At 69.5% G+C, this 23,397-nt stretch carries 13 protein-coding genes; 4 read left to right on the top strand and 9 right to left on the bottom strand.

Going from position 1 to position 23,397, the window contains the following annotated elements:
* Positions 1–129: 129 nt before the first annotated feature.
* Both ACWC2B_RS02650 and pepN (ACWC2B_RS02645) read right to left on the bottom strand, forming a co-directional pair.
* Positions 130–3,813, bottom strand: a complete 3,684-nt coding sequence (locus tag ACWC2B_RS02650; RefSeq protein WP_450714604.1) for a type I restriction endonuclease subunit R — start codon at positions 3,811–3,813, stop codon at positions 130–132.
* 651 nt (positions 3,814–4,464) lie between these two features.
* Positions 4,465–7,041 (bottom strand): aminopeptidase N, encoded by a 2,577-nt coding sequence (gene pepN / locus ACWC2B_RS02645; RefSeq protein ID WP_450714603.1) that lies wholly within the window; start codon positions 7,039–7,041, stop codon positions 4,465–4,467.
* A 131-nt stretch (positions 7,042–7,172) separates the two neighbouring features.
* On the opposite strand from pepN (ACWC2B_RS02645), the gene ACWC2B_RS02640 reads away from it, so the two are divergent.
* Complete coding sequence (locus tag ACWC2B_RS02640; RefSeq protein ID WP_450714602.1) at positions 7,173–7,667, top strand: DUF1203 domain-containing protein; 495 nt, start codon at positions 7,173–7,175, stop codon at positions 7,665–7,667.
* A 173-nt stretch (positions 7,668–7,840) separates the two neighbouring features.
* Here the strand turns inward: ACWC2B_RS02640 and ACWC2B_RS02635 are convergent, their stop codons facing one another.
* Positions 7,841–8,857: an aspartate-semialdehyde dehydrogenase gene (locus ACWC2B_RS02635; protein ID WP_450714879.1), complete on the bottom strand. Its 1,017-nt coding sequence runs from the start codon at positions 8,855–8,857 to the stop codon at positions 7,841–7,843.
* Positions 8,858–9,108: 251 nt separating this feature from the next.
* Between ACWC2B_RS02635 and ACWC2B_RS02630 the strand changes: the two genes are divergently transcribed.
* The gene (locus ACWC2B_RS02630; RefSeq protein ID WP_450714601.1) at positions 9,109–10,569 is read left to right on the top strand and encodes a M28 family metallopeptidase; all 1,461 of its coding nucleotides are present in this window, start codon (positions 9,109–9,111) and stop codon (positions 10,567–10,569) included.
* Between the two features lie 86 nt (positions 10,570–10,655).
* Here ACWC2B_RS02630 and ACWC2B_RS02625 read toward each other — a convergent pair whose 3' ends face one another.
* A complete protein-coding gene (locus ACWC2B_RS02625) occupies positions 10,656–13,982 on the bottom strand; it encodes a S8 family serine peptidase (protein ID WP_450714600.1) in 3,327 nt (1,108 codons plus the stop codon).
* A gap of 229 nt (positions 13,983–14,211) precedes the next feature.
* On the opposite strand from ACWC2B_RS02625, the gene ACWC2B_RS02620 reads away from it, so the two are divergent.
* The gene (locus tag ACWC2B_RS02620) at positions 14,212–14,682 is read left to right on the top strand and encodes an NUDIX hydrolase (RefSeq protein ID WP_450714599.1); all 471 of its coding nucleotides are present in this window, start codon (positions 14,212–14,214) and stop codon (positions 14,680–14,682) included.
* A 65-nt stretch (positions 14,683–14,747) separates the two neighbouring features.
* On the opposite strand, the gene ACWC2B_RS02615 is transcribed toward ACWC2B_RS02620, so the two are convergent.
* Positions 14,748–15,782, bottom strand: a complete 1,035-nt coding sequence (locus ACWC2B_RS02615; protein WP_450714598.1) for a hypothetical protein — start codon at positions 15,780–15,782, stop codon at positions 14,748–14,750.
* Between the two features lie 136 nt (positions 15,783–15,918).
* Entirely contained in the window at positions 15,919–18,498 is a 2,580-nt protein-coding gene (gene pepN, locus ACWC2B_RS02610) for an aminopeptidase N (RefSeq protein ID WP_450714597.1), read from the bottom strand.
* A gap of 180 nt (positions 18,499–18,678) precedes the next feature.
* Between pepN (ACWC2B_RS02610) and ACWC2B_RS02605 the strand changes: the two genes are divergently transcribed.
* Positions 18,679–19,329 (top strand): mycothiol-dependent nitroreductase Rv2466c family protein, encoded by a 651-nt coding sequence (locus tag ACWC2B_RS02605; RefSeq protein WP_450714596.1) that lies wholly within the window; start codon positions 18,679–18,681, stop codon positions 19,327–19,329.
* Between the two features lie 130 nt (positions 19,330–19,459).
* Here the strand turns inward: ACWC2B_RS02605 and ACWC2B_RS02600 are convergent, their stop codons facing one another.
* The 3 genes from ACWC2B_RS02600 to ACWC2B_RS02590 form a co-directional block, all read right to left on the bottom strand.
* Positions 19,460–20,101 carry a superoxide dismutase gene (locus ACWC2B_RS02600; protein WP_450714595.1) on the bottom strand — a complete coding sequence of 214 codons (642 nt, stop codon included), beginning with the start codon at positions 20,099–20,101 and terminating at the stop codon, positions 19,460–19,462.
* Positions 20,102–20,275: 174 nt separating this feature from the next.
* Positions 20,276–21,685 carry an amino acid permease gene (locus ACWC2B_RS02595; protein ID WP_450714594.1) on the bottom strand — a complete coding sequence of 470 codons (1,410 nt, stop codon included), beginning with the start codon at positions 21,683–21,685 and terminating at the stop codon, positions 20,276–20,278.
* A gap of 151 nt (positions 21,686–21,836) precedes the next feature.
* Positions 21,837–23,204, bottom strand: a complete 1,368-nt coding sequence (locus tag ACWC2B_RS02590; protein WP_450714593.1) for an amino acid permease — start codon at positions 23,202–23,204, stop codon at positions 21,837–21,839.
* Positions 23,205–23,397 lie beyond the last annotated feature (193 nt).

Below are 23,397 nucleotides of genomic sequence, written 5' to 3'. Positions count from 1 at the left end.
GCAGAACCTTTTTAATTGGCTGGCACAATTCCCCCAACGTCGCCCGCCCCCACCCCGGAGGCAGCCCCCCCGCGTCCGCGACATCCCCCCCGGAGCCCGAACCCTCCGGCCCCACACCCGAGTCGGTCGTCACGCGCTCAGCTCCCTGTCCAGCTCATTGATGATGTGTTCTGCCCGGGTCCCCCCGAATTCCGCGAGGAATCCGTCCGTGCCGTTGCGTGAGGTGAAAGGGGCGTAGTCGAGGTCAGCGGTGTCGAAGCGTACACGCTCGGCCGTCGCTGCGGCGATGCGGTCGAGCCACCAGCGCTGCCGCTCGGTGAAACACGCGCCGGCCTGTTCCTGGCGGGCGATCCAGGCCTGATAGCGCTCGTGCACAAGATCCTCGTGCGGGCGGGGTGCCGGGGCGCCCAATGCGGCGCCGCCCGCGAGTTCGTAGCGGAGCAAGGCGAGCAGATCAGAGGCCGTGTGCTTGCGGTGGGCCCCGTCGGGCACCGCCTCGCCGACTTTCTCGTATGCCTTCCATAGTCGGTCCGGGGTCCAGGCGCGCGGCGGGCGGGCGATGCTGCGGGCCACGTCCTGGAGCCGGTCCATGGCGACGCCCGGCGGCACGTCGGAGCCGGCGCTGAACGCGATGGACATCGCCGCGATCTCGTCGCGGTTGTCCGCGATGTACCGACGCCAGTCGCGGACAATCTCCGTCGCCGCGTCTTTGTCGTCGGCGGCGGCCCCCGCGCGGAGAAGCTCGTCGGTGCCGTTCTCGTCGTAGAGGATGTCCTTCGCGCGCCGCATCTCCAGTAGGCGGGCGCGTAGCGGCGGCGTGGCGGCGAGGGTGCGCACGGACTGCTCGATGAGGTCGCGTACCGCACGCTCGGGGTCACGGCCCGCGCGTTCGGCGGCCTCCCGGGCTTCCAGCTGCCGGTCCGCCGAGACGGCGTCGACCATCCCATGAACGATCTTCTTCAGTTCCAGCCCGCCGCTCAGGCGCTGGATCTCGGCACGCTCCTCGTCCGTCATCTGGATGTCGAGTTTGGCGAGGCGGGCAGCGAGGGTGGATACCTCTTCCTCCTCGATGGTGTTCGCGGCGGTCTTGCGGAGCAGCTTCTCCAGGCTGATCTGTTTGTCGGTGTGGCGTTCCAGCGGTGCCGCGTCGACCTTGGACTTCTTTGTCACGCCGACCGCGTCGACGATCACAAATCGGGTCTTGGGGCCGACACCTGGGGTGACCTTCTCGAAGTCTGTGAGGGAGAGGGTCCGAGCGCCACGGCCCTTCATCTGCTCGAAGTACGCCCAGCTCTTGACGTCTCTGAGGAACAGCAGACATTCCAGCGGCTTGACGTCCGTGCCCGTGGCGATCATGTCGACGGTGACCGCGATGCGCAGCTCAGGGAGGTTACGGAAGGCGGCGAGGCGCTCGGAGGCGTTGCGGGCCGCGCTGGTGATCTTCGCGCAGAAGTCGTTGCCCTTCCCGAAGACGTCGCGGACGACCTCGACGATCTCCTCCGCGTGGTTGTCGTTCTTGGCGAAGACCAACGTCTTGGGCACGTATATCTCGTCCCAACGCAGTGTGCCCGTGGCCCGGTCGTACTTCGCGCGCTCGGGGAAGACCTCCGTGAACAGGCGGTCGCGGAAGGTCTGAACGACCGTGCGCAGCTGATCCTTGCTGATGACTCCGACACCAACCTGGTTGGCGCCGTACTCGATGTCCTCGTCGATGTCCTCGTAGCGCTGGCGTCGGGTACGGCGGTCACGGACCGGGATGGTGCCCTGTGCGATGACGCCGCCCTCGGCGGTTATCCGCGTCTCAATCTCGTAGACGGAAAAGTCGACGTTGACCCGGTCGGCCACCGCCTCCTGGTAGGAGTACTCGCTGACCAGGTTGCCGTTGAAGTAGCCGAAGGTTTGGGCGACGGGGGTAGCGGTGAGGCCGACGATGGGGGCGTCGAAGTATTCGAGGACAGAGCGCCACTTGCCGTAGATGGAGCGGTGGCACTCGTCGACGACGATGAGGTCGAAGGCCTCCGGGGGGATGTCCGCGTTGTAGCCGACCTCAATGCCGCCCGGCACGTCGACGTCGTATTCGATCTCGCCGTCGCCCCGTTCGCTGCCCGGCAGGCTCGCGCCGGTGAGCTCCATGTAGAGGCGCTGAACAGTGGAGATGACGACCTTGGAGGAGGCATACATGCCCTCCGCGCCGAGGCGCTGGACATTGTACAGGTCAGCGAACTTGCGGTCGGTGTCAGGGGTCTTGAAGTTCTCGAACTCGGCGAAGGCCTGCACACCGAGGTTGTTACGGTCGACGAGGAACAGGACGCGCTCGGCACGCGCGTGCTTGAGCATCCGGTACGAGAACGTCACCGCCGTGAACGTCTTACCGGCACCGGTGGCCATCTGGACGAGGGAGCGGGACTGTCCCATTCCCTGCTGGCCCTTGCCGAGCGCCACCGAGTCCTCCACGCCGCGCACCGCCTTGATCTGCGCCGGGCGCAGCGGGCGCTCGTCGAGGTCGGGCATGCGCCAGCGCAGCCGGGCCCGGTAGCTGGGGGCCTGCTCGTCCTCCTCGGCCTGGCGGATCCAGCGGGCGAGGGTGCGGGGCTGGTGGAAGGAGAAGATGCGGCGGGTACGGGAGTCCGGGTCGAGGACGGACCGGAAGCGGGTCTCGCCGCCGTCACTTACGTACCGGAACGGGAGCGGGGTACGCCAGGCGCTGAGGCGCTGCTGGGCGTCGGTGAGGTGGTCGGCGTAACCGTCGGCCTGGGCCTCGGCGGCGGACAGATCGGCGCCCTCGCGCTTGGCCTCGATGACACCGACGAGTTTACGGTCGACGTAGAGGGCGTAGTCGGCGCGGCCCTTGGCGGTGGTGACCTCACGGACCGCGACGCCGTTGCCCCGCCGGTCGCCCTGGACGTGGAGGTTGAGGTTCGCGCCGCCGTCCTGGACGTCCCAGCCGGCCGCCGTGAGCATCGCGTCAAGCCGCTTGCGGACCTGCACCTCGGTGAGGGGTTCACGGGAGGCCTGCTCGGCATTGTCGAGGAGGCGGGCACGCTCGGCGACGGCGGCCGAGGCGGCGGCCCGATCGATGGTGTCAGCGCGCCTGCGGCCAAGCTGTGTGGCCTCGGCGGTGGCCTGGAACTCATTGAGCTGGTCCTGCATGGCCGCGACCGCACGGGCCAGATCCTCGCGCTCGGCCTGCGCCTGGGCCAACTCGCGCTCGACAGCGCTCCGGGCGGCCTGCTCGGCCTGGGCTTGGGAGGCTTGGTCGCGGTAGCTGACGCGGGCTTCTTCCAGATCCTTGCGGGCGCGCGCGACGTCCTGAAGCAGCCGCTCGTTCTCAGTGGCCGGTGTGCGGTCAGGGCTGGGCGGCACGAACGGCAATTGCTCGCGCGAGCTGGTGAGCAGCCGGTAGTACCAGACTCCGAGGCGGAAGCAGGTGCGCAGGGCGCGGAAGGCGTCGTCGGCGCTGTCGAGTCCTGCATGGTTCGCCCCGTTGCCGAGGGCGCGCACTTCGTGAAAGGCGGTGCCCACGTCACCGTGGAGGTACCCCTCCCTGTCCAGCGCCCGCAGCCGGTCGAACTGGGTACTGCCCTCCACCCGGACCCGGCCCCTGCTGACCAGGTCGGCCGCCATGGCCTCCGCGAACTGACGGGATTTGATGAGCGACGTGTTCGGGTCGCTGAAAACATGACTCTCGGCAGCGGTCCCGTATGCGACGAGGAGCGGAAGGTGCGGCAGCAGGAACCCGAAGTTGCGAGACTGCCTGGCCAGGCGTACGAGTCGGGGGTCTGGTGCCTGGGACGCCCCGCCTGCGCTGCTCATGGGGTGGTGGTACCGCCTCTCCGGGAGTGCAAAGGTCGTCGTGTGTGCAGCGTGATCGCCCGTCGAGCCTAACCGGCAGCCGGTCTTCGGCACTACAGCTCCAGCTGGCGTGACCTGACTCCCGCCACCATCGAATTGCCGCGCGCCAGCGCCCGACCCGAACCGCCGCCGGTGGATTGACGTTGGATCTGGGGAGACCGTGAGAGGTCTCGATGGCGACCGGGACCCGGTTCTCTGGGCTGTCGCCGTGCTGGGCCAGCTGATGTAGGAGCTGGCTGAAGCCGACGGGGGTGTCTTCGATGCGAAGCTTGTCCAGGAAGGTGTCGGCCTCGTCGAGCAGTGCGATGTCGTGGTGGTCGGTGGCCCAAAATCGGGCCCCTGCACCGAAGTGGTGGAACCCGATCATGGCACTCGGGATGGACAACCCCGGTAAAACCGGCGTGTCCATTCCCATCTTTCGAGTGCCCCCGGCGGGGTGGTGGGCAAAATTCAGCCCCTCCGGCGTTTGAGGAGCGGGGTGCAGGGGCGGAGCCCCCGGGAAACTCCCCTCCCCCCACCCGCCGGAGCCACGCGGCGGAGCCGCAGAGTGTCACAGCCGGGAAGGGGCGGGGTGGGGGACAGCCCCGCAGAGCCGCCCCCACCCCGCAGCCGCTACGCGGCCCCCGCGTCCGCCGCCTGGGCCTTCAGGGCTCGTTCCACGCCCGCCCGGGACTCCGAGACCAGGCGGCGCAGCGCCGCGTTCGGCTCCGCCGAGGTGAGCCAGGCGTCCGTCGCGTCCAGGGTTTCCTGGGAGACCAGGAGGGACGGGTACAGGCCCACCGCGATCTGCTGGGCGATCTCGTGCGAGCGGGACTCCCACACGTCCTTCACCGAGGCGAAGTACTTCTCGCAGTAAGGAGACAGCAGCTCGCGCTGGTCCGTCTGCACGAAGCCGCCGATCACCGCTTCCTGGACGGCGTTCGGGAGCGTGTCGGACTCCACCACCGACGCCCACGCCTCGGCCTTCGCCTCCGGCGTCGGGCGCGCGGCCCGGGCGGTCGCCGCGTGGCGCTCGCCCGCGGCCGTCTTGTCGCGGTCCAGCTCGGCCGCGATCTCCGGCTCGTCGAAGACGCCGGTCGCCGCGAGCCGCTCCACGAACGCCCAGCGCAGCTCGGTGTCCACGGCGAGGCCCTCGATGGTCTCGGCACCCGTCAACAGGCCCTGGAGCAGGTCGAGTTGCTGCGGGGTGCGTGCCGTCGCCGCGAAGGTGCGGGCCCACGCCAGCTGGTGGTCGCTGCCCGGCTCGGCGGTGCGCAGGTGCGCCAGCGTCGCGTCCGTCCACTGGGTCAGGCCCGCGTCGCGCCACTCGGGCGCCGCGTACAGGTCGATGGCCAGCTTCACCTGGCGGTGCAGGGACTGCACCACACCGATGTCGGACTCCTTGGCGATGCCCGACAGGACAAGCGCCAGGTAGTCGCGCGTCGCGAGCTCGCCGTCGCGGGTCATGTCCCAGGCCGAGGCCCAGCACAGTGCGCGCGGCAGGGACTCGGCGAAGTCGCCCAGGTGCTCGGTGACGAACCGCAGGGACTCCTCGTCGAGGCGGACCTTCGCGTACGACAGGTCGTCGTCGTTCAGGAGGACGACCGCCGGACGGGACGTGCCCGCGGGCAGCTCGACCTCGGTGCGGGCCGCTGCCTCGATGTCCAGCTCGAAACGGTTCGTACGGACCAGCTTGCCCGCCCCGTCCAGGTCGTAGAAGCCGATCGCGATGCGGTGCGGCCGCAGCGTCGGCTCGCCCTTCGCGCCGGCCGGCAGCGCCGGGGCCTCCTGGAGGACCGTGAACGAGGTGATGGCGCCGGACTCGTCCGTCGCGATCTCGGGACGCAGGACGTTGATGCCGGCCGTCTCCAGCCACGCCTTCGACCAGGTCTTCAGATCGCGGCCGCTCGTCTTCTCCAGCGCGCCGAGCAGGTCGGACAGGCGGGTGTTGCCGAACGCGTGCGCCTTGAAGTACGCCTGTACGCCCTGGAAGAACTCGTCCATGCCGACGTACGCCACGAGCTGCTTCAGGACCGAGGCACCCTTGGCGTACGTGATGCCGTCGAAGTTGACCAGGACGTCGTCCAGGTCACGGATGTCCGCCATGATCGGGTGCGTCGAGGGAAGCTGGTCCTGGCGGTAGGCCCAGGTCTTCATCGAGTTGGCGAACGTGGTCCACGAATGCGGCCACTTGGAGCCCGGCGCGTACGCCTGGCAGGCGATCGAGGTGTAGGTGGCGAACGACTCGTTCAGCCACAGGTCGTTCCACCACTCCATCGTCACCAGGTCGCCGAACCACATGTGGGCGAGCTCGTGCAGGATGGTCTCGGCCCGCACCTCGTACGCGGCGTCCGTCACCTTCGAGCGGAACACGTACTGGTCGCGGATGGTGACCGCGCCCGCGTTCTCCATCGCGCCCGCGTTGAACTCCGGCACGAAGAGCTGGTCGTACTTGGCGAACGGGTAGGCGTAGTCGAACTTCTCCTGGAACCAGTCGAAGCCCTGCCGGGTCACCGCGAAGATCTCGTCCGCGTCGAGGAACTCGGCGAGCGAGGGACGGCAGTAGATCGCCAGCGGCACGGACTGCCCGGCCGGACCCTCGTACGAGGAGTGCACCGAGTGGTACGGGCCCACGATCAGCGCGGTGATGTACGAGGAGATGCGCGGGGTGGGCTCGAAGACCCAGAGGTCGTCCTTGGGCTCCGGCGTCGGCGAGTTGGAGACCACCGTCCACCCGGTCGGCGCCTTCACGGTGAACTGGAAGGTCGCCTTCAGGTCCGGCTGCTCGAACGAGGCGAACACGCGGCGCGCGTCCGGAACCTCGAACTGCGTGTACAGATAGGCCTGTTGGTCCACCGGGTCCACGAAGCGGTGCAGGCCCTCGCCGGTGTTGGTGTACGCGCAGTCCGCGACGACCTTCAGCTCGTTCCGGCCCGCTTCGAGGCCGGCCAGGGCGATCCGGCTGTCCTGGAAGGCGGCGGCCGCGTCCAGCGCGGTCCCGTTCAGGACGACCTCGTGCACGGCCGGCGCGACCAGGTCGATGAAGGTCTCCGCCCCCGCCTCGGCGGAATCGAAGCGCACGGTGGTGACGGACCGGTAGGTGCCGCCCTCCTGCGCGCCGCTCAGGTCGAGCTCGATCGCGTACGAGTCAACGGTGAGCAGGGCGGCCCGCCGCTGCGCCTCTTCACGGGTCAGATTCGTGCCAGGCACCCGGTCATCTCCTTCAGATGCTTCAGTTCCATCAGATCGTGACGTTCCGGCCATCCTTGCACGCAGGATCGGCACAGCGCGATGTCCGTTTCCCGCCGGTGAACAGGGCCTCGCGCGACCACCCTGGTGCCATGACGATCTACACCGCACGCCCCATCGAACCCGCCGTCCTCAAGCAGCTCCGCGACACCGACGACGCGGGGCGCGCTTGCGTCCCCTACGTCGACGAGGAGGGCGGCGACCCCCTGCGCTGCTGCCTGCGGCCCATCCGGCCGGGGGAGCGGGTGGCACTGGTCTCGTACGCCCCGCTGCGCCGCTGGGCCGCCGAGAACTGGGCGAAACCAGGCGCGTACGACGAGCAGGGGCCCGTCTTCATCCACGCCGAGGAATGCGACGGCCCCTCCGGGGAGGGCTACCCCTTCACGCGGCCGGGGGCGATCCGGGTCATGCGGCGCTACAGCGGGGACGGGCGCATTCTCGGAGGGCGGCTCCTTGAGTTCCCCGAGGACGCGGCCTCCGCCTTCGACGCAGCCCTCGACGAGGCCTTCTCCGACCCGGAGGTCGCCCTGGTGCACGTACGTGCCGTGGAGTACGGCTGCTTCCAGTTCGAGGTACGCAGGCCCTGAGGTTCGGCTGCGGGTCGTCCTGGGTTGCTCGCGCAGTTCCCCGCGCCCCTTAAGCACCTGCGGCCCAGCAGGTTGAGGCTGCGAGCCGGCACCCCCATGCTTTTAGGGGCGCGGGGAACTGCGCGACCAGCCACGACGGGCCCGCACCCGAAGTGAACGCACCGGCAGGGTGCTCAGCCCTTGAGCTCGGCCGCCACCAGCTCGGCGATCTGGACGGCGTTCAGCGCAGCGCCCTTGCGGAGGTTGTCGTTGGAGAGGAACAGCGCCAGGCCGTTCTCGACCGTCTCGTCGTCGCGGATGCGGCCCACGTACGACGCGTCCTTGCCCGCCGCCTGGAGCGGGGTCGGGATCTCCGACAGCTCGACGCCGGGGGCGTCCTTCAGGACCTCGTACGCGCGCTCCACGCTGATCGGGCGCTCGAAGCGGGCGTTCACCTGGAGCGAGTGGCCGGAGAAGACCGGCACGCGGACGCAGGTGCCGGAGACCTTCAGGCCGGGGATCTCCAGGATCTTGCGGGACTCGTTGCGGAGCTTCTGCTCCTCGTCGGTCTCGAAGGAGCCGTCGTCGACGATGCTGCCCGCGAGGGGGAGCACGTTGAAGGCGATGGGGCGCTTGTAGACGCCGGGCTCGGGGAACTCGACCGCGTCGCCGTCGAAGGTCAGCTGGTCGGCGGCCTCGGCGACCTTGCAGGCCTGGGTGTGCAGCTCGGCGACGCCCGCCAGGCCCGAGCCGGAGACGGCCTGGTAGGTGGTGGCGACCATCGCGGTGAGCCCGGCCTCGTCGTGCAGCGGACGCAGGACCGGCATCGCGGCCATCGTCGTGCAGTTCGGGTTGGCGATGATGCCCTTGGGGCGGTCCTTGATCGCGTGCGGGTTGACCTCGGAGACCACGAGCGGGACCTCGGGGTCGCCGCGCCAGGCGGAGGAGTTGTCGATCACGACGGCGCCCTGGGACGCGACCTTCTCGGCCAGCGCGCGCGAGGTGGCGCCACCCGCCGAGAACAGCACGATGTCCAGGCCCGAGTAGTCGGCGGTGGACGCGTCCTCGACCGTCACGCCGTCCAGGACCGTGCCCGCGGAGCGCGCGGAGGCGAACAGGCGCAGCTCGTCGACGGGGAACGCCCGCTCGACGAGGATCTTGCGCATGACCGACCCGACCTGTCCGGTGGCTCCGACGATTCCGACCCTCACGGTGACTCCCTTGGTGCTCACGTGCTTCACGTGCTCCTGATACGGCTCCGGCGCACCCATGATGCGTCGGATCCCGCCGGACTTGTCCAATCCATTGTCCGGGGTGTGGGACACCTGCCCACTTGTGACAAGTCCATGGCGTCCGTGTTGCATCCGCGCCGAATTGCCCCACGGAGCCGTTTTTGCTGGCTACGGTCCTGACAAGCCGGTCGATCATCGGCGACACCGCACCGTATTCCGGAGGATTTCCCGTGCCCGTATCCCGCCGCACCCGGGCCATAGCCGCCCTCGCCGCCGCCCCGGTGATCCTGTCCCTGGCGACGCCCGCCGTCGCCCGAGGGGGACACGACCAGCACCTCGCGAAGAAGCTGGTCAGGGACGCGTCGGGGGAGAGCGCCTACCGCCACCTGGAGGCCCTCCAGAAGATCGCCGACGCCAACGGGGGCAACCGGGCGGCCGGCACCCCCGGCCACGACGCCTCCGCCGCCTATGTGTACGGGCAGCTCAAGGAGGCCGGGTACGACGTCTCGTACCAGGACTTCACCTTCTACGAGTCGAAGACCCTGCGCGAGAAGCTGACCCTCGACGGGCGCCAACTGCCCGTCGCCGCCTACCAGTTCAGCAAGTCGACCCCGGTCGGCGGGCTCACCGCGGAGGTGAAGGCGGCCCGTGTCGACGACACGCCGGGCTGCTCGCTCGACGACTACGCCTCCGACACCTTCACCGGCAGGATCGCGCTGGTGAAGCGCGGCAGCTGCACCTTCCAGGAGAAGGAGGCCGTCGCCGCCAAGGCGGGCGCGGTCGGCGTCATCGTCTACAACCACTCCGGGACGGACCCGGTGCACGCCACGGTCGGGGAGCCGCGCAACGCGCACATCCCGGCCGCCGGGATCACCCGCGCCGACGGCGAGGCGCTCGCCGCCCAGGTGGCCAAGGGCCCGGTCAAGGTCACCCTGGACGTGGCCACCGAGGCCGTCGCCAAGAAGACCCGCAACGTGATCGCCGAGACCCGCACCGGCAGCCCGGACAACGTGGTCGCGCTCGGCAGCCACCTGGACTCGGTCCCCGCCGGGCCCGGCATCAACGACAACGGCTCCGGCTCGGCGGGGCTCCTGGAGGTCGCGCAGAAGCTCGCCAAGGAGATCAAGCAGACCCGCAAGCACCCCAAGCAGCTCCCCAACAAGGTGCGGTTCTCGTGGTGGTCCGGCGAGGAGCTCGGCCTGCTCGGCTCCGAGTACTACGTGAAGAACCTCACCGAGCGGCAGAAGAAGCAGATCAAGCTCTACCTGAACTTCGACATGATCGCCTCGCCCAACGCCGCCCAGCTCGTCTACGACGGCGACGACTCCGACAAGAAGGGAGCGGGCCCCGGTCCCGCCGGATCGGCCCAGATCGAGGGCCTGATCAACGGCTACCTCGACAAGCGGCACGTCCAGCACGAGGGCTACGACTTCGACGGCCGCTCCGACTACGGCCCCTTCATCGCGGTCGGCATCCCGGCCGGCGGCACCTACACCGGCGCCGAGGAGATCAAGACGCCCGAGCAGGCCAGGAAGTGGGGCGGCAGGGCGGGCGAGGCCTTCGACCCCAACTACCACGCCAAGGGCGACACGTTGAAGAACATCGACAAGAAGTACTTCGACCTCAACATCGACGTCATCGCGCAGGCCGTGGGCACCTACGCGGTCGACCTGAGTTCCCTCAAGGGCTGAGCGCACACAGCACGAAGCGGGGCGGGTGCTCGTGAAGAGCGCCCGCCCCGCCGTGTTCGTACCAGCCGTTACCGCGTGACCTGCTGTTACTGCGTGACCTTCCCGATGATCACGCTGCCGGAGCCCGCCGCGGTGCCGCGCTCGTTCACCAGCTGTACCGTCCCGAAGAACTGGCGTCCCTCGGGGGCCGCACCCGCCGCGACGACGTCCGCCGTCACCTGGGCGGACGCGCCGCCCGCGAGCTTGACGGTCTTGCTCTCGTCGACCTTGACGGTGCCGAGCGAGGGAGCGAAGTACACGTCCTTGTAGGCGTACGTGGTCGAACCGGCCGGGACGGCGTAGCCCGCGACCTGGATCGTGTACGTGCCCGCGGCCGGCTTGGCCAGGCTGACCGACTCGTCGGAGCTGCTGGTCGTGGACTTGCCGACGGTCTTGCCGTTCTGGTCCAGGACGTACAGGTCGAGGTCGGCGCCCTTGTCGGAGGTGCCGCCGATCGACACGTCCAGGTGCTCGACGCCCGCGCCGATGGTGACCGTGCTGGTCTGCGTCTCACCGGTCTTGATGGTGGGGGTCGCGACCTTCGCCGAACCCAGCGAGCCGCCCTTCAGCTTGCCGTCGAGGGCGGCGAAGTTGTTGGTGACCTTCCACTGCACGGGGGCCGGGGTGCCGGCCTTCGCCTCGGGCACCGACTGGGTGGCCGGGTCGAAGTTCACGCCGAGCACCGAGACGTCCAGCTTGTAGGAGTTGTCCAGGTACGGCGACGTACGGCGCGCCTCGACCTCGATCTCCCACACTCCGGCCTGCGGGTTCGCGTACGAACGCAGGTCGGGGCGGCAGGTGTTGGCCGGGTTGTCGTAGTTCGGGTAGCAGTTCGGCGTCGACGTCGTGTCCACGGCCACACCGTAGGGGTGTATCGAGATGAAGCGGGTCTGGCTGCCCGAGCGCAGCGCGCCCATGCGGACTTCCAGGTTCTTCGCGCCCGCCGGCACGGTCAGGAAGTACGACTTGGTGGAGTTGCGCTGCACCGTCGAGGACGCCGTGAAGGTGTAGCCGGGGCCCGCGACCGGGGTCGCGACGATGACCGTCGCCATGACCTGCTGGTCCACGCCGACCGTCTTCGGGTCGTCGACCTGGAGGATCGCGCTGTGCACGCCGCCGGACTTCGGCTGCGCCTGCACCTTGACGGTGACGGGCTTGCCGAGCGGCAGGCTCACCTCGTCGTCACCGAGGATCTTGAAGGTGCCGTCGTCGTTCTTGAGCGACAGCTTGTGCTTGACGTTCTTGTCCGGTCCCGTGGTGCGGGTGACCGTGACGTCGTACGTCTTCTTCTGCCCGGCCTTCAGGCCGCTCTCGCGGTCGTAGATGCCGGTGCCGACGTTCGGGGTCTTCAGGGCGAACGAGAGCGCGCTGGAGACCGGGGCCGTCACGGTGTACTCGTGGGCCGGGGCGTGCTTCTTCGCGGTCTGCTTGATCGCGTCCCAGGCGCCCACGATGTTGATGAGGCCCGCGCCCTCCTGGTATGCCTGAACTCCCTTGATGTGCTTGGCAGTTGAGGTCAGAGCGGTGCGCAGATCGGCCGGCGGCAGGTCGATGCCCTGCTGCTTGGCGGCCGAGATGAGGAGCGCCGAGGCACCGGCGGCCTGCGGGGAGGCCATCGAGGTGCCCTGGAGCATCGAGTAGCCGGCCGGCAGGTCGTAGCCCGACTCCTTGACCGGGCTGCCGGGCAGCCAGGTCTGGGTGGAGTTGATGGCCGCGCCCGGGGCGGACAGGGTCGGCGTGAAGCCGCCGTCCTCACGCGGGCCGCGCGAGGAGAACGGCATCATCTGGTAGTCCGTGGAGACGCCGGAGCCGTAGTTGGCGGCCCAGGTGTCCTTGGAGATGCTCGCGCCGACGGATATCACGTGGTCGGCGAGGCCGGGGTCACCGATGGTGTTGACGCCCGGGCCGTCGTTGCCGGCCGAGATGACCAGCTGCACGCCGTAGCTGTCGATGAGGCGCTTGTAGAGCTCGGCGCGCGCGTTGTTGCCGTCGTTGAGCGCCGGCAGGCCGCCGATCGACATGTTGACGATGTCGACGTGGCGGTTGGTGACGAGGTCGATCATGCCCTCGGTCAGTGCGATGTTGGTGCAGCCGCCGTCCCAGTTGCAGGCGCGCGAGGAGACGATCTTCGCGCCGGGCGCGGCACCGCTCATCTTGCCGCCGAACAGGCCGTTGGCGGAGGTGATGCCCGCGACGTGGGTGCCGTGCTCGGACTCGATGACGCCGATGTTGACGTAGTCCGAGGTGTGCCCGGCCGCGTCGTAGGTGACGTTCTTGCGGATCTCGACGGTGAACGGGACGCGCTCGGAGACGTCGGTCGCCGGGTTGTCCGTGCCGAAGTAGCCGACTTGGTAGCCGTCCTTGTACGGCTTCATCGGAGCGTCGTCCGAGAAGTCGTTGTTGTTGTTCAGGTCCACGCGGACCGTGCCGGCGACCGGGTCGTAGAGCACGCCCCAGCTGTCGGAGGTGTCGCCGTCCCGGTTCAGGTCGCCCTTCGCGTCACCGCCCGCGGTGACCTTCTCGGCGAACATCGAGAAGTCGTACGAGCCCGCCGGAGCCTTCCACGTCTTGCCGCCGGCCGTGAACACCGGCCCGGACACAGCGGTGTTGGCGCGCAGCCAGGTGCCGTCGTTGTCCTGCACCGGGTCGGTCGAGGTGACCCAGTCGACGATCTTGCGCTCGCCGGTGGTGGTCTTCTGGAGCGCCGGGTGGCCGAGGTCGACGCCCGAGTCCAGGATGCCGATGGTGACCCCGCGGCCGTCCGCCTCGGGGTGCTGCTTCACGAAGTCGACCGCACCCGTCTCGAAGTTCGGGTTGTACGGGTTCTTCGCGGGCGTGTCCTTGCCCGGAGCCGGGTAACTGCCCGAAGTGCGCAGCTGCTTCGCGGACCTGGTGGTGTCGGCGGAGGGCGTCGGGTCGTCCAGCTGGATGTCCTGCTTGAGGTCGATGCCGTGCACCGAGGGCAGCTTCGCGGCCGCCTTCAGGGCGGCCTCGGCCTGCGCCGTCGGCAGCGTCGCGCGGACGTAGCCCAGCTTGTCGTCCTGCTTGCCCACGGTCGCCCCCGCGACCGCGTGCAGCTGCTGGGTGACGGCCGAGGTGGCGCCGGGGGCGGTCGCCACCATGACGGTGACGCTCTTCTCGCCCTTGGCCTGCGCCTCGGAGAGCCGCTGCTCGTCGGCCTTGCCGAGCTTGTCCTCGGCGGTCTTGGCCGGAGCGGTCTTCACCGGGGGCGCGGTCCACGGGTCGTCGCCGCCGGTCGCGGCGAAGGCCGGTGCGGCGCCCGCCGTGACGAGCGCGGCCACCAGGCCGGCCGCCGCCGCGATACGAGCCGTGCGTCTGGCCCCGGGTATGGAGCGCGGGGATTCAGTGGTCATTCAGCATCCCTATGAGGTGGGTAAGAGTCCGGCAGCAGGAAACGGTTCGAATTTCGGTGCCGGATGACCGCTGAGCATGGCGTATATGACTGGTGTTTGTGGAGAGTTGACCGTTACGTGATGTGAACATGGCGCTTTTCCGCCATCGCCCGGGGCCCGCCAGGGCAACCCGGGCCGGTCCTCACACCGGAGAGCGGCGCCCGCGCACGCCGCCCCGTAACCTCACCGGATGAACACGGAGTTGCGGGTGGCGGCCTACGCCGTATGCGTACGGGAAACCAGTGGTGCCCAGGAGATCCTGCTCGCGCGCTGGGTGGCCCGGGACGGCGCCAAGCGGTGGACGCTGCCGGGCGGCGGCATGGACCACGGCGAGGACCCCCTCGACACGGTGGTGCGCGAGGTCGACGAGGAGACGGGCTATGCCGTCGAGCCCGTCCGGCTGCTCGGCATCGACTCGATCAACCGGCGCTACCCGCGCAACCTCGGCAGGTTCGCCGACTTCCAGGGCCTGCGCATCGTGTACGAGGGCCGCATCACCGGCGGCGAACTGCGCCACGAGACCAACGGCTCCACCGACCTGGCCGCCTGGCACCCGCTGACCGGGGTGGCCGCCCTGGACCGGGTCGAACTCGTCGACGTGGGCGTGCAGTTGTGGCGCACCCGGCCCCCCACGGGCAAGGCGTCCCCACCGATGGGCTGAGCCGTGTTTTCCGACAGCGGGCGGCAGGCCATTCCCCTCCGAAGGCCCCGCCACCCGCGTCGGGTTCAGCGGGGGAGCACCACCACGTAGGCGGCCGGCTCCCGTTCCGTCGACGCCATCAGCGCGGTGCGCACCACGGCCGCCTGCTGCTCCAGCGACTCGCGCAGCTTCCTCGGCGTGATGTGCACGACGGTGATCCCGAGCCGCTCAAGGGCATCGCGCTTGCGCGTGTACTCCGACCACATCGCGTCGTCGTCCTGACGAGGTGCCCGGGTGTCCAGCTCCACCGCCACCGCCTGCTCCGGCCAGTACGCGTCCAGGCCGCCCAGGTGCGGGCCGCCCGGCAGGCGCAGGTCCACGTTCCACAGCGGGTCCGGCAGGCCGAACCCGCGCACCATCGCGTACAGCCGCTCCTCGGCGATCGAGCGGCCCTCGGCGAGCAGCGCGTCCACCGCGTCCACGACATGGGCCCGGGTCAGCAGCCGGGCCTGCGTCAACTCCCGGACGATCGCGGCCGGTTCGGTGTGGCCGCAGCGCACCGCCTCGGTGAGCAGCCGCCGTACGGCCTGGGCGTCACCCAGGACCGCGACCGCGTCCGCGAGCGCCCTCGGCACCGGCGCCACCGGCACCCCCGTGATCATCTCCGCGCAGGGCATCGCGTGCGCCCGCACCAGCTGGACGCAGCCCGTCGAGCGCAGCCGCCGGGTGCGCTGCACCAGGATGTCGATCCGGTCGAGCGAGAGCAGCGGGGGAGCCGAGGCGAACCGGTGCAGCGCGAGCGCCGCGAGCCCGGTGACGATCGCCTGCGGAGCCTCGTCGGGGGCCTGGCCCTGCGCCGGGATGGCCTTGGCGCGCCCGGTGGCCGGCCACCCCGCGTACAGCAGCGCGGCGTGCAGCCGCTCCTCGCTGGTGGCAGGGCCCGGATGCAGCACGTACACGCCCGGAAGCAGTTGCTGCCACGGGCCGCCGGGCCGGCACTGGGCGGCGGCCCGCGCGGCCGAAACCCCGTGCGCGCGCAGCTGGTTGGAGGAGAGGACGCGCCGCTGCACGTCGGCGAGGTGGCTCAGGGGGCGGGGGGAGAGCGGGGTGTTGTGGTTCATGCCGCAGGGCTTTCCGCAGCCGGACCGTCCGCTAACCGCTGTTACACGCCCGTCGACAAATCCGGACAACCCCGTCCTAAAGTACGGGCGTTCGAGTGCCGATCAGGGGGCCCGTTCGCGGGCCCCCGAACGGGTGTCAGCGCGCGGCCGCCGCCGCGTCGCAGGTCTGGCCGCGCAAGGTGCGGGCCAGGTCGTCGCGGGCTTCGAGGACCAGGCGGCGCAGCGCCGGGGCCGCGTTCTCGTGTGCGGTGAGCCACTCGTCCGTGGCCGACAGCGTCGCCTCGTCGTCCTGGAGCCCGGGGAACAGGCCCTTGACGATGTCCATGCCGATCTGGATCGAACGCTCGGCCCAGACCCGCTCGATCGCCTCGAAGTACTTCGGGGCGTACGCGGCGGTCAGCTCGCGCTGCGAGGGCTGGTTGAAGCCCGAAATCGTGGCCTCCACCAGCGCGTTGGACAGCGCGTCCGACTCCACGACCTGCGCCCAGGCCTGCGCCTTGACGGCCTCCGACGGGCGCGCGGCCAGGCAGCGCACGTGGTGGCGCTTGCCGGACGCGGTGTCGTCGCGGGCCAGTTCCGCGTCGATCGCCGACTCGTCCACCACGCCGTGCGCGGCCAGCGGTTCGAGCAGCGCCCAGCGCAGCTCCTGGTCCATGTCGAGGCCGTCGATCTTCGCCGAGCCCGCGAGCAGCCCCCGCAGGAGCTGGAAGTCGGAGCCGGTGGCGGCCGTCGCGGCGAAGAACCGTGCCCAGGTGAGCTGGTGCTGGCTGCCCGGTTCGGCGAGCCGCAGCTCGTGCAGGGCGCCCTCGGCGAGCAGCCGGCCGCCCTCCTCGCGCCATCCCGGCGCCGCGTAGTGGACGACCGCCGACCGGGCCCAGGAGTGCAGCATCTGGAGCACGCCGATGTCCGACTCGCGGCCCGCGTGCGCGAGGACGAGGGCGACGAAGTCACGGGCGGGCATGAGCGCGTCCCGCGTCAGGTTCCACAGCGCCGACCAGCACAGGGCGCGCGCGAGCGGGTCGTCGATGTCACCGAGGTGGGCGCGCAGGGTGGCGAGCGAGCCCTCGTCGAAGCGGATCTTGCAGTAGGTCAGGTCGTCGTCGTTGACCAGGATCAGATCGGGCCGCTCGGCCCCGGCCAGCTCGGCCACGACCGTACGCGGACCCTCGACGTCGACCTCGGCGCGGGCATAGCGCACCAGCGCGCCCGCCTCGCCGCGGTACAGGCCCACCGCGACCCGGTGCGGGCGCAGCTCGGGGTGGGAGGCGGCGGCCTCCTGGACCACGGCCAGCTCGGTGATGCGGTCGCCCGCGTCGTAAGTGGCCACCGGGGTAAGGGAGTTGACCCCGGCGGTCTGGAGCCAGGAGCGCGACCACGTCGCCATGTCGCGCCCGGAGACCTCTTCGAGGACCGAGAGCAGGTCGCCCAGGCGGGTGTTGCCGTAGGCGTGCCGCTTGAAGTAGCGCCGGGCGCCTTCGAGGAAGTCGTCCCGCCCGACGTACGCGACGAGCTGCTTGAGCACCGAGGCGCCCTTGGCGTACGTGATCCCGTCGAAGTTGAGCTTGGCGTCCTCCAGGTCACGGATGTCGGCCGTGATCGGGTGCGTGGACGGCAGCTGGTCGGCGCGGTAGGCCCACGCCTTGCGGTTGTTGGCGAAGGTCACCCAGCTGTTGGTGAAGCGCGTCGCCTCGGCCTGCGAGAACGAGCCCATGAAGTCGGCGAACGACTCCTTGAGCCACAGGTCGTCCCACCACACCATGGTGACCAGGTCGCCGAACCACATGTGCGCCATCTCGTGCAGGATGACGTTGGCCCGGCGCTCGTAGGCGGCCTGCGTCACCTTGCCGCGGTAGATGTACTCCTCGCGGAAGGTCACCAGGCCCGGGTTCTCCATCGCGCCCAGGTTGTACTCCGGCACGAACGCCTGGTCGTACTTTCCGAACGGGTACGGGAAGTCGAAGTTCTCGTGGAAGAAGTCCAGGCCCTGCTTGGTGATCAGGAAGACGTCGTCGGCGTCGAAGTGCTTGGCGAGCCCCTTGCGGCACATCGCGCCGAGCGGGATCTCCAGCTTGTGGCCGTCGTCGAAGGTGCGCGTGTAGGAGTCCGTGACGTAGTGGTACGGGCCCGCGACCACGCACGTGATGTACGTCGAGATCGGCTCGGTCGCGGCGAACCGCCACACCCCGTCCGTCTCCTGGCCGCCGGAACCGTTGGACCACACCGTCCAGCCCTCGGGGGCCTGGGCCTCGAAGACGAAGCGGGCCTTGAGGTCTGGCTGCTCGAAGTTCGCGAACACCCGGCGCGAGTCGGCGGGCTCGTACTGCGTGTAGAGGTAGACCTCGCCGTCCTCCGGGTCGACGAAGCGGTGCATGCCCTCGCCGGTCCTGCTGTACGCGCACTGGGCGTCGACCACCAGGACGTTGTCCTCGGCGAGATCGTCGAGCGCGATCCGGTTGCCGTCGAAGACCTGGGCGGGGTCGAGCGCCCGGCCGTTCAGCGTCACCGACGTCACCGACGGGGCGATCAGATCGGCGAAGGTCGAGGCGCCGGGGCGCGCCGAGCGGAAGCGGATCGTGGTCAGCGACCGGAACGTGCGGGGCCCGTCCGGGGCGTCCCCGACCGCGGACCGCAGGTCGAGAGAGACTTCGTAGCCCTCGACGGACAGCAGCTCGGCCCGCTCGCGGGCCTCGTCGCGGGACAGATTCTCACCGGGCACGGGCACTCCTTCGTGTCTCGTTCGAACGGCCTCGATCCTCCCATGCCGCCGACGCGGAGGCCGAGCGGGAATGGGTCGGCCGAAACGGGCCCCCAGCGGAATGCTTTCAGCCGATGCCGGTGTTCGACCGTAGAGATGCTTGCTTGACCGACGTTGCCCGAATGTTGCCCGAGGAGAGACATGTCCGAGTCCGCCAAGACCCCCGTCGACTTCTGGTTCGACCCCCTGTGCCCCTGGGCCTGGATGACCTCGCGCTGGATGCTGGAGGTCGAGAAGGTGCGCGACATAGAGGTCCGCTGGCACGTGATGAGCCTCGCGGTGCTGAACGAGAACCGCCTGGACGAGCTGCCCGAGGAGTACGCCGAGAACATGCGGCCCGGCGGCAAGTCCTGGGGCCCGGTGCGGGTCGTGATCGCAGCGCAGCAGCTGCACGGTGACGAGGTCGTCGGCAAGCTGTACACCGCGCTCGGCACCCGGTTCCACAACGAGGGCCTCGGTGTGAACCGCGACTCCATCGCCGCCGCGCTGAAGGACGTGGGCCTGCCCGCCGAGCTCATCGACTACGTCGACCAGGACACCTACGACGTCCAGCTGCGCGCCTCGCACAAGGAGGGCATCGAGAAGGTCGGCCAGGACGTCGGCACCCCCGTCATCGCGGTGCCGGGCGCCGACGGCGAGCAGATCGCCTTCTTCGGCCCGGTCGTCACCCCCGCTCCGCAGGGCGAGGCAGCCGCCAAGCTGTGGGACGGCACCCTGCTGGTCGCCGCCACCCCCGGCTTCTACGAGATCAAGCGCAGCCGCACCGCCGGCCCGGACTTCAGCAACCTCTGACCGCCGGCCGGGTGCGACCCGGCTGCCGAAGGGCCCCCGCGAGTCACGTCCTCGCGAGGGCCCTTCTTTCATCCGCCTGCCGTCGTGAAGGGTGAGAAGACGATCACGAGGCAGGACGTTCCGGGCGGCCCTACGGGGCCAGGATCAGGTTGTTGCCGGCCTGCTTGGCGGCGGCGTAACGCTTCGCCACGTCCTGCCAGTTGACGACCCGCCACATGGCCTCGATGAAGTCGACCTTCTGGTTCTTGTACTGGAGGTAGAAGGCGTGCTCCCAGGCGTCGAAGACCAGGACCGGGGTCGAGCCCTGGCCGACGTTGCCCTGGTGGTCGTAGATCTGCTCGACCACGAGGCGGCCGCTGATCGGCTCGTAGGCGAGGACGCCCCAGCCCGAACCCTGGGTCGTCGCCGCGGCCTTGGTCAGCTGGGCCTTGAACTTGGCGAAGGAGCCGAAGGACTCGGCGATGGCGTCCGCCAGCTCACCGGTGCCGTCCTTCTCCAGCGGCTCGCCGCCGCCGTCGCCCGTCATGTTGTGCCAGTAGATCGAGTGCAGGATGTGGCCGGAGAGGTGGAACGCGAGGTTCTTCTCCAGGCCGTTGATCGAGCCCCAGGCGTCCTTGTCGCGCGCCTCCGCGAGCTGCTCCAGGGTGTCGTTCGCGCCCTTCACGTACGCCGCGTGGTGCTTGTCGTGGTGCAGCTCGATGATCTCCGGGCTGATGACGGGTTCGAGCGCCGCGTAGTCGTACGGAAGTTCAGGAAGCGTGTAAATGGCCATGTCCGAGCCCTCCGACTGCTCACTGCAAATGCTTATTGCAACTGGTATGCAAGTGCACGCTACCAGCAGCAATACGGGTTCGCAGCTAAGGGTGACCTCAGCAAAAAGTCCTGCGTCCCGAGGCCTAGGGCCAGGGGACGCAGGACAGTTGAGCGGCGGGACCGGGGTGTTCGGTCAGGCGTCGATCGGGGTCTGGGCCGACGTGCGCTGACGGATGTAGCCGATGATCGCGAGGACCACAGTCAGGCCGCCCGTGTAGTAGAGCTGCACCCGCGTGCCGTCCTCACGAGCCATCAGGACGAACACGACCGCCATGCCGACCAGCGCGACCCAGGTGAGCCACGGGTACAGCCACATCTTCACGACGAGCTTCTCCGGCGACTCCCGCTCAAGGCGGCGGCGAAGGAGCAGTTGGGACGCAGCGATGAAGAACCAGACGACCAGGATGATCGCGCCGATGGTGTTCAGGAGCCACTGGAAGATGTCGTTCGGGCGCCAGTAGCTGAGCAGCACGCACACGAAGCCGAAGGCCGAGGAGACGAGCACCGCGACCCGCGGCACCCCGCCGGAGACCTTTCCGAGCACCTTGGGGCCCTGGCCGCGCGAGACGAGCGAACCGGCCATGCGGGAGGCGCCGTAGATGTTCGCGTTCATCGCCGAGAGCAGGGCGACCAGGATCACGACGTTCATGATGTGGCTCGCGTACGGGATGCCGAGGTAGTCCAGGGTCGCGACGTAGGGGCCCTTGGTGGCGATGTCCTTGCCGGTCCACGGCAGCAGTGTCACGACGACCGCCATCGAGCCGATGTAGAAGATCGCGATCCGCCACATCGCGGTGCGCACGGCCTTCGCGACGCCCTGGACGGGGTGTTCGGACTCGGCCGCGGCGATGGTGACCGTCTCCAGGCCGCCGTACGCGAAGACGGAGGCGAGCAGTCCGACGATCAGGCCCTCGCTGCCGTTGGGCATGAAACCGCCCTGGCCGGTGAGGTTGGTCAGGCCCGGGGCCTCGGTGTCGGGCAGTACGCCGATGATCGCGAGCACGCCGATGACCAGGAACAGGACGATCGCGCCGATCTTCAGCGCGGCGAACCAGAACTCGAACTCGCCGAAGTTCTTCACGGCCGCCAGGTTGGTGCCGCAGAACAGCAGCATGAACACGGCGACAAGGGCCCACTCCGGGACGCCCGGCAGCCAGCCGTGCACGATGCCCGCGGCGCCGATGCCCTCCAGGCCGACGGCCACGCACAGCAGGAACCAGAAGGCCCAGCCCGCGGTGAACCCGGCCCACGGCCCGATCGCCCGCTCGGCGTGCACCGAGAACGAGCCGGAGGCGGGATTGGCGGCCGACATCTCGCCGAGCATGCGCATGACGAGCATGACCAGGGCGCCCGATATCGCATAGGCGAGGATGATCGAGGGCCCGGCCGCTGCGATCGCGGTGCCGGACCCGACGAAGAGCCCGGCGCCGATGACGCCGCCGAGGGCGATCATGGAAAGATGGCGCTGCTTGAGACCGTGGGTGAGCGGTGAGTCGGTCTGCGGCCGGCTGTCGTTGGGCGCGGGCGCGGTTGTCCGAGACATGAGCATGCCCTGTTCAGTAGCTGATCCACCGGGTCGGCGGCACGGAGCCCACAGTCTTAGGGCGGCCCCGCTCAGAGGGAACACCCGACCGCTATGCGGACACCCGACTCACACACCGTGAAGAAGCGGGTGCGTTTTGTTTACGTGAACTTCACACGCGGCGTGCGCGCAACTCCCGTACCCCCGCCACCAGAAGAACCACCGCCGCCGCCCCCGCCGACCACAACACCTGCGGCCGGGCCGAGTCGTCGAACAGCATCAGGACGAGCACCGCGGCCATCGCGGCGAGCGCCGCCCACGTGAGATAGGGGAACGCCCACATCCTCAGCGACAGCGTCTCGGGCGCCTCGCGCTCGATGCGGCGGCGCAGCCGCAACTGCGACAGGGCGATCAGCGCCCAGACGAACAGGAGCACCGCGCCGACCGCGTTGAGCATGTAGAGGAACACCGAGTCCGGCCACTTCAGGTTCAGCAGGACCGAGACGAACCCGAAGGCCACCGACGCCAGCACCGCCCGGCGCGGCACCCCGCCGCCCGACACCTTCAGCAGGGCCCCCGGTGCCTCGCCCCGCTCGGCCAGCGAGAAGATCATGCGCGAGGAGCCGTACAGATTGGCGTTCAGGGCGGAGAGCAGCGCCACGAACACCACGATGTTCATGATCTGGCCTGCCGACGTGATGCCGATCGAGTCGAGGACCGCGACGTACGGGCTCTGGCCCGGCTTCATCGCCGTCCACGGCAGGAGCGTCACGATGACCAGCATCGAACCCACGTAGAAGAAGAGGATGCGCCACACCGCGCTGCGCACCGCGCGCCCGACCGCGCGCGCCGGGTCGTCCGACTCGGCGGCGGCGATCGTGACGACCTCAAGACCGCCGAACGCGAAGATCACCGCGAGCACCCCGGAGACCACCCCGCTCCACCCGGCGGGCAGGAAGCCGCCCTGCCCGGTCAGATTGGACAGGCCCACCGCCGAGGTGTCGGGAAGGACGCCGAAGATCGCGAGCAGCCCGAGCACCAGGAACGCGACGATCGCGAAGATCTTCAGGGCGGCGAACCAGAACTCGAACTCGCCGAAGTTCTTCACCGAGGCCAGGTTGGCGCCGGTGAACACCACCATGAAGATCAGCACCCAGGCCCACTGCGGCACCCCCGGCGCCCACCCGTTCGCGATCTTCGCGGCGCCGGTCGCCTCCACGGCGAGCACCACCACGAGCAGAAACCAGTAGAGCCAGCCGACGCTGAACCCGGCCCAGCGGCCGAGCGCCCGCTCCGCGTGCACCGAGAACGAGCCCGAAGCCGGCATCGCCGACGACATCTCGCCGAGCATCCGCATCACCAGCATCGCGATCGCGCCCGCGATCAGATACGAGACGACGATGCCCGGCCCCGCCACCGCGATCCCGGCGCCCGACCCCACGAAGAGCCCCGCGCCGATCACCCCGCCGAGGCCGAGCATGGTCAGGTGGCGCTGCTTCAGCCCGTGTGAGAGGGGCTCCGCGGGCAAGGAGTCGTGCATGGCCCTCGTACTTTCGGTTTATGGGGAACCTACAGTCTCGCGGAGCCATGGCCTCCGGTGCAAAAGGGATACTCGACACCATCACCGCAGTGACGAGGGTCACGCCGGGCCGCGCATGAATCCCGCCCTTTGTGCAGACCCCACCAAGGCTTCAACGCCCGCTTTGTGGGCGGCTGCTGGTGATCCAGCGAGA

It is taken from the genome of Streptomyces sp. NPDC001415 (assembly GCF_053597395.1).
The sequence above is the reverse complement of the archived record's forward strand: the minus strand, read 5'-3'. Positions and strand labels throughout refer to the sequence as shown.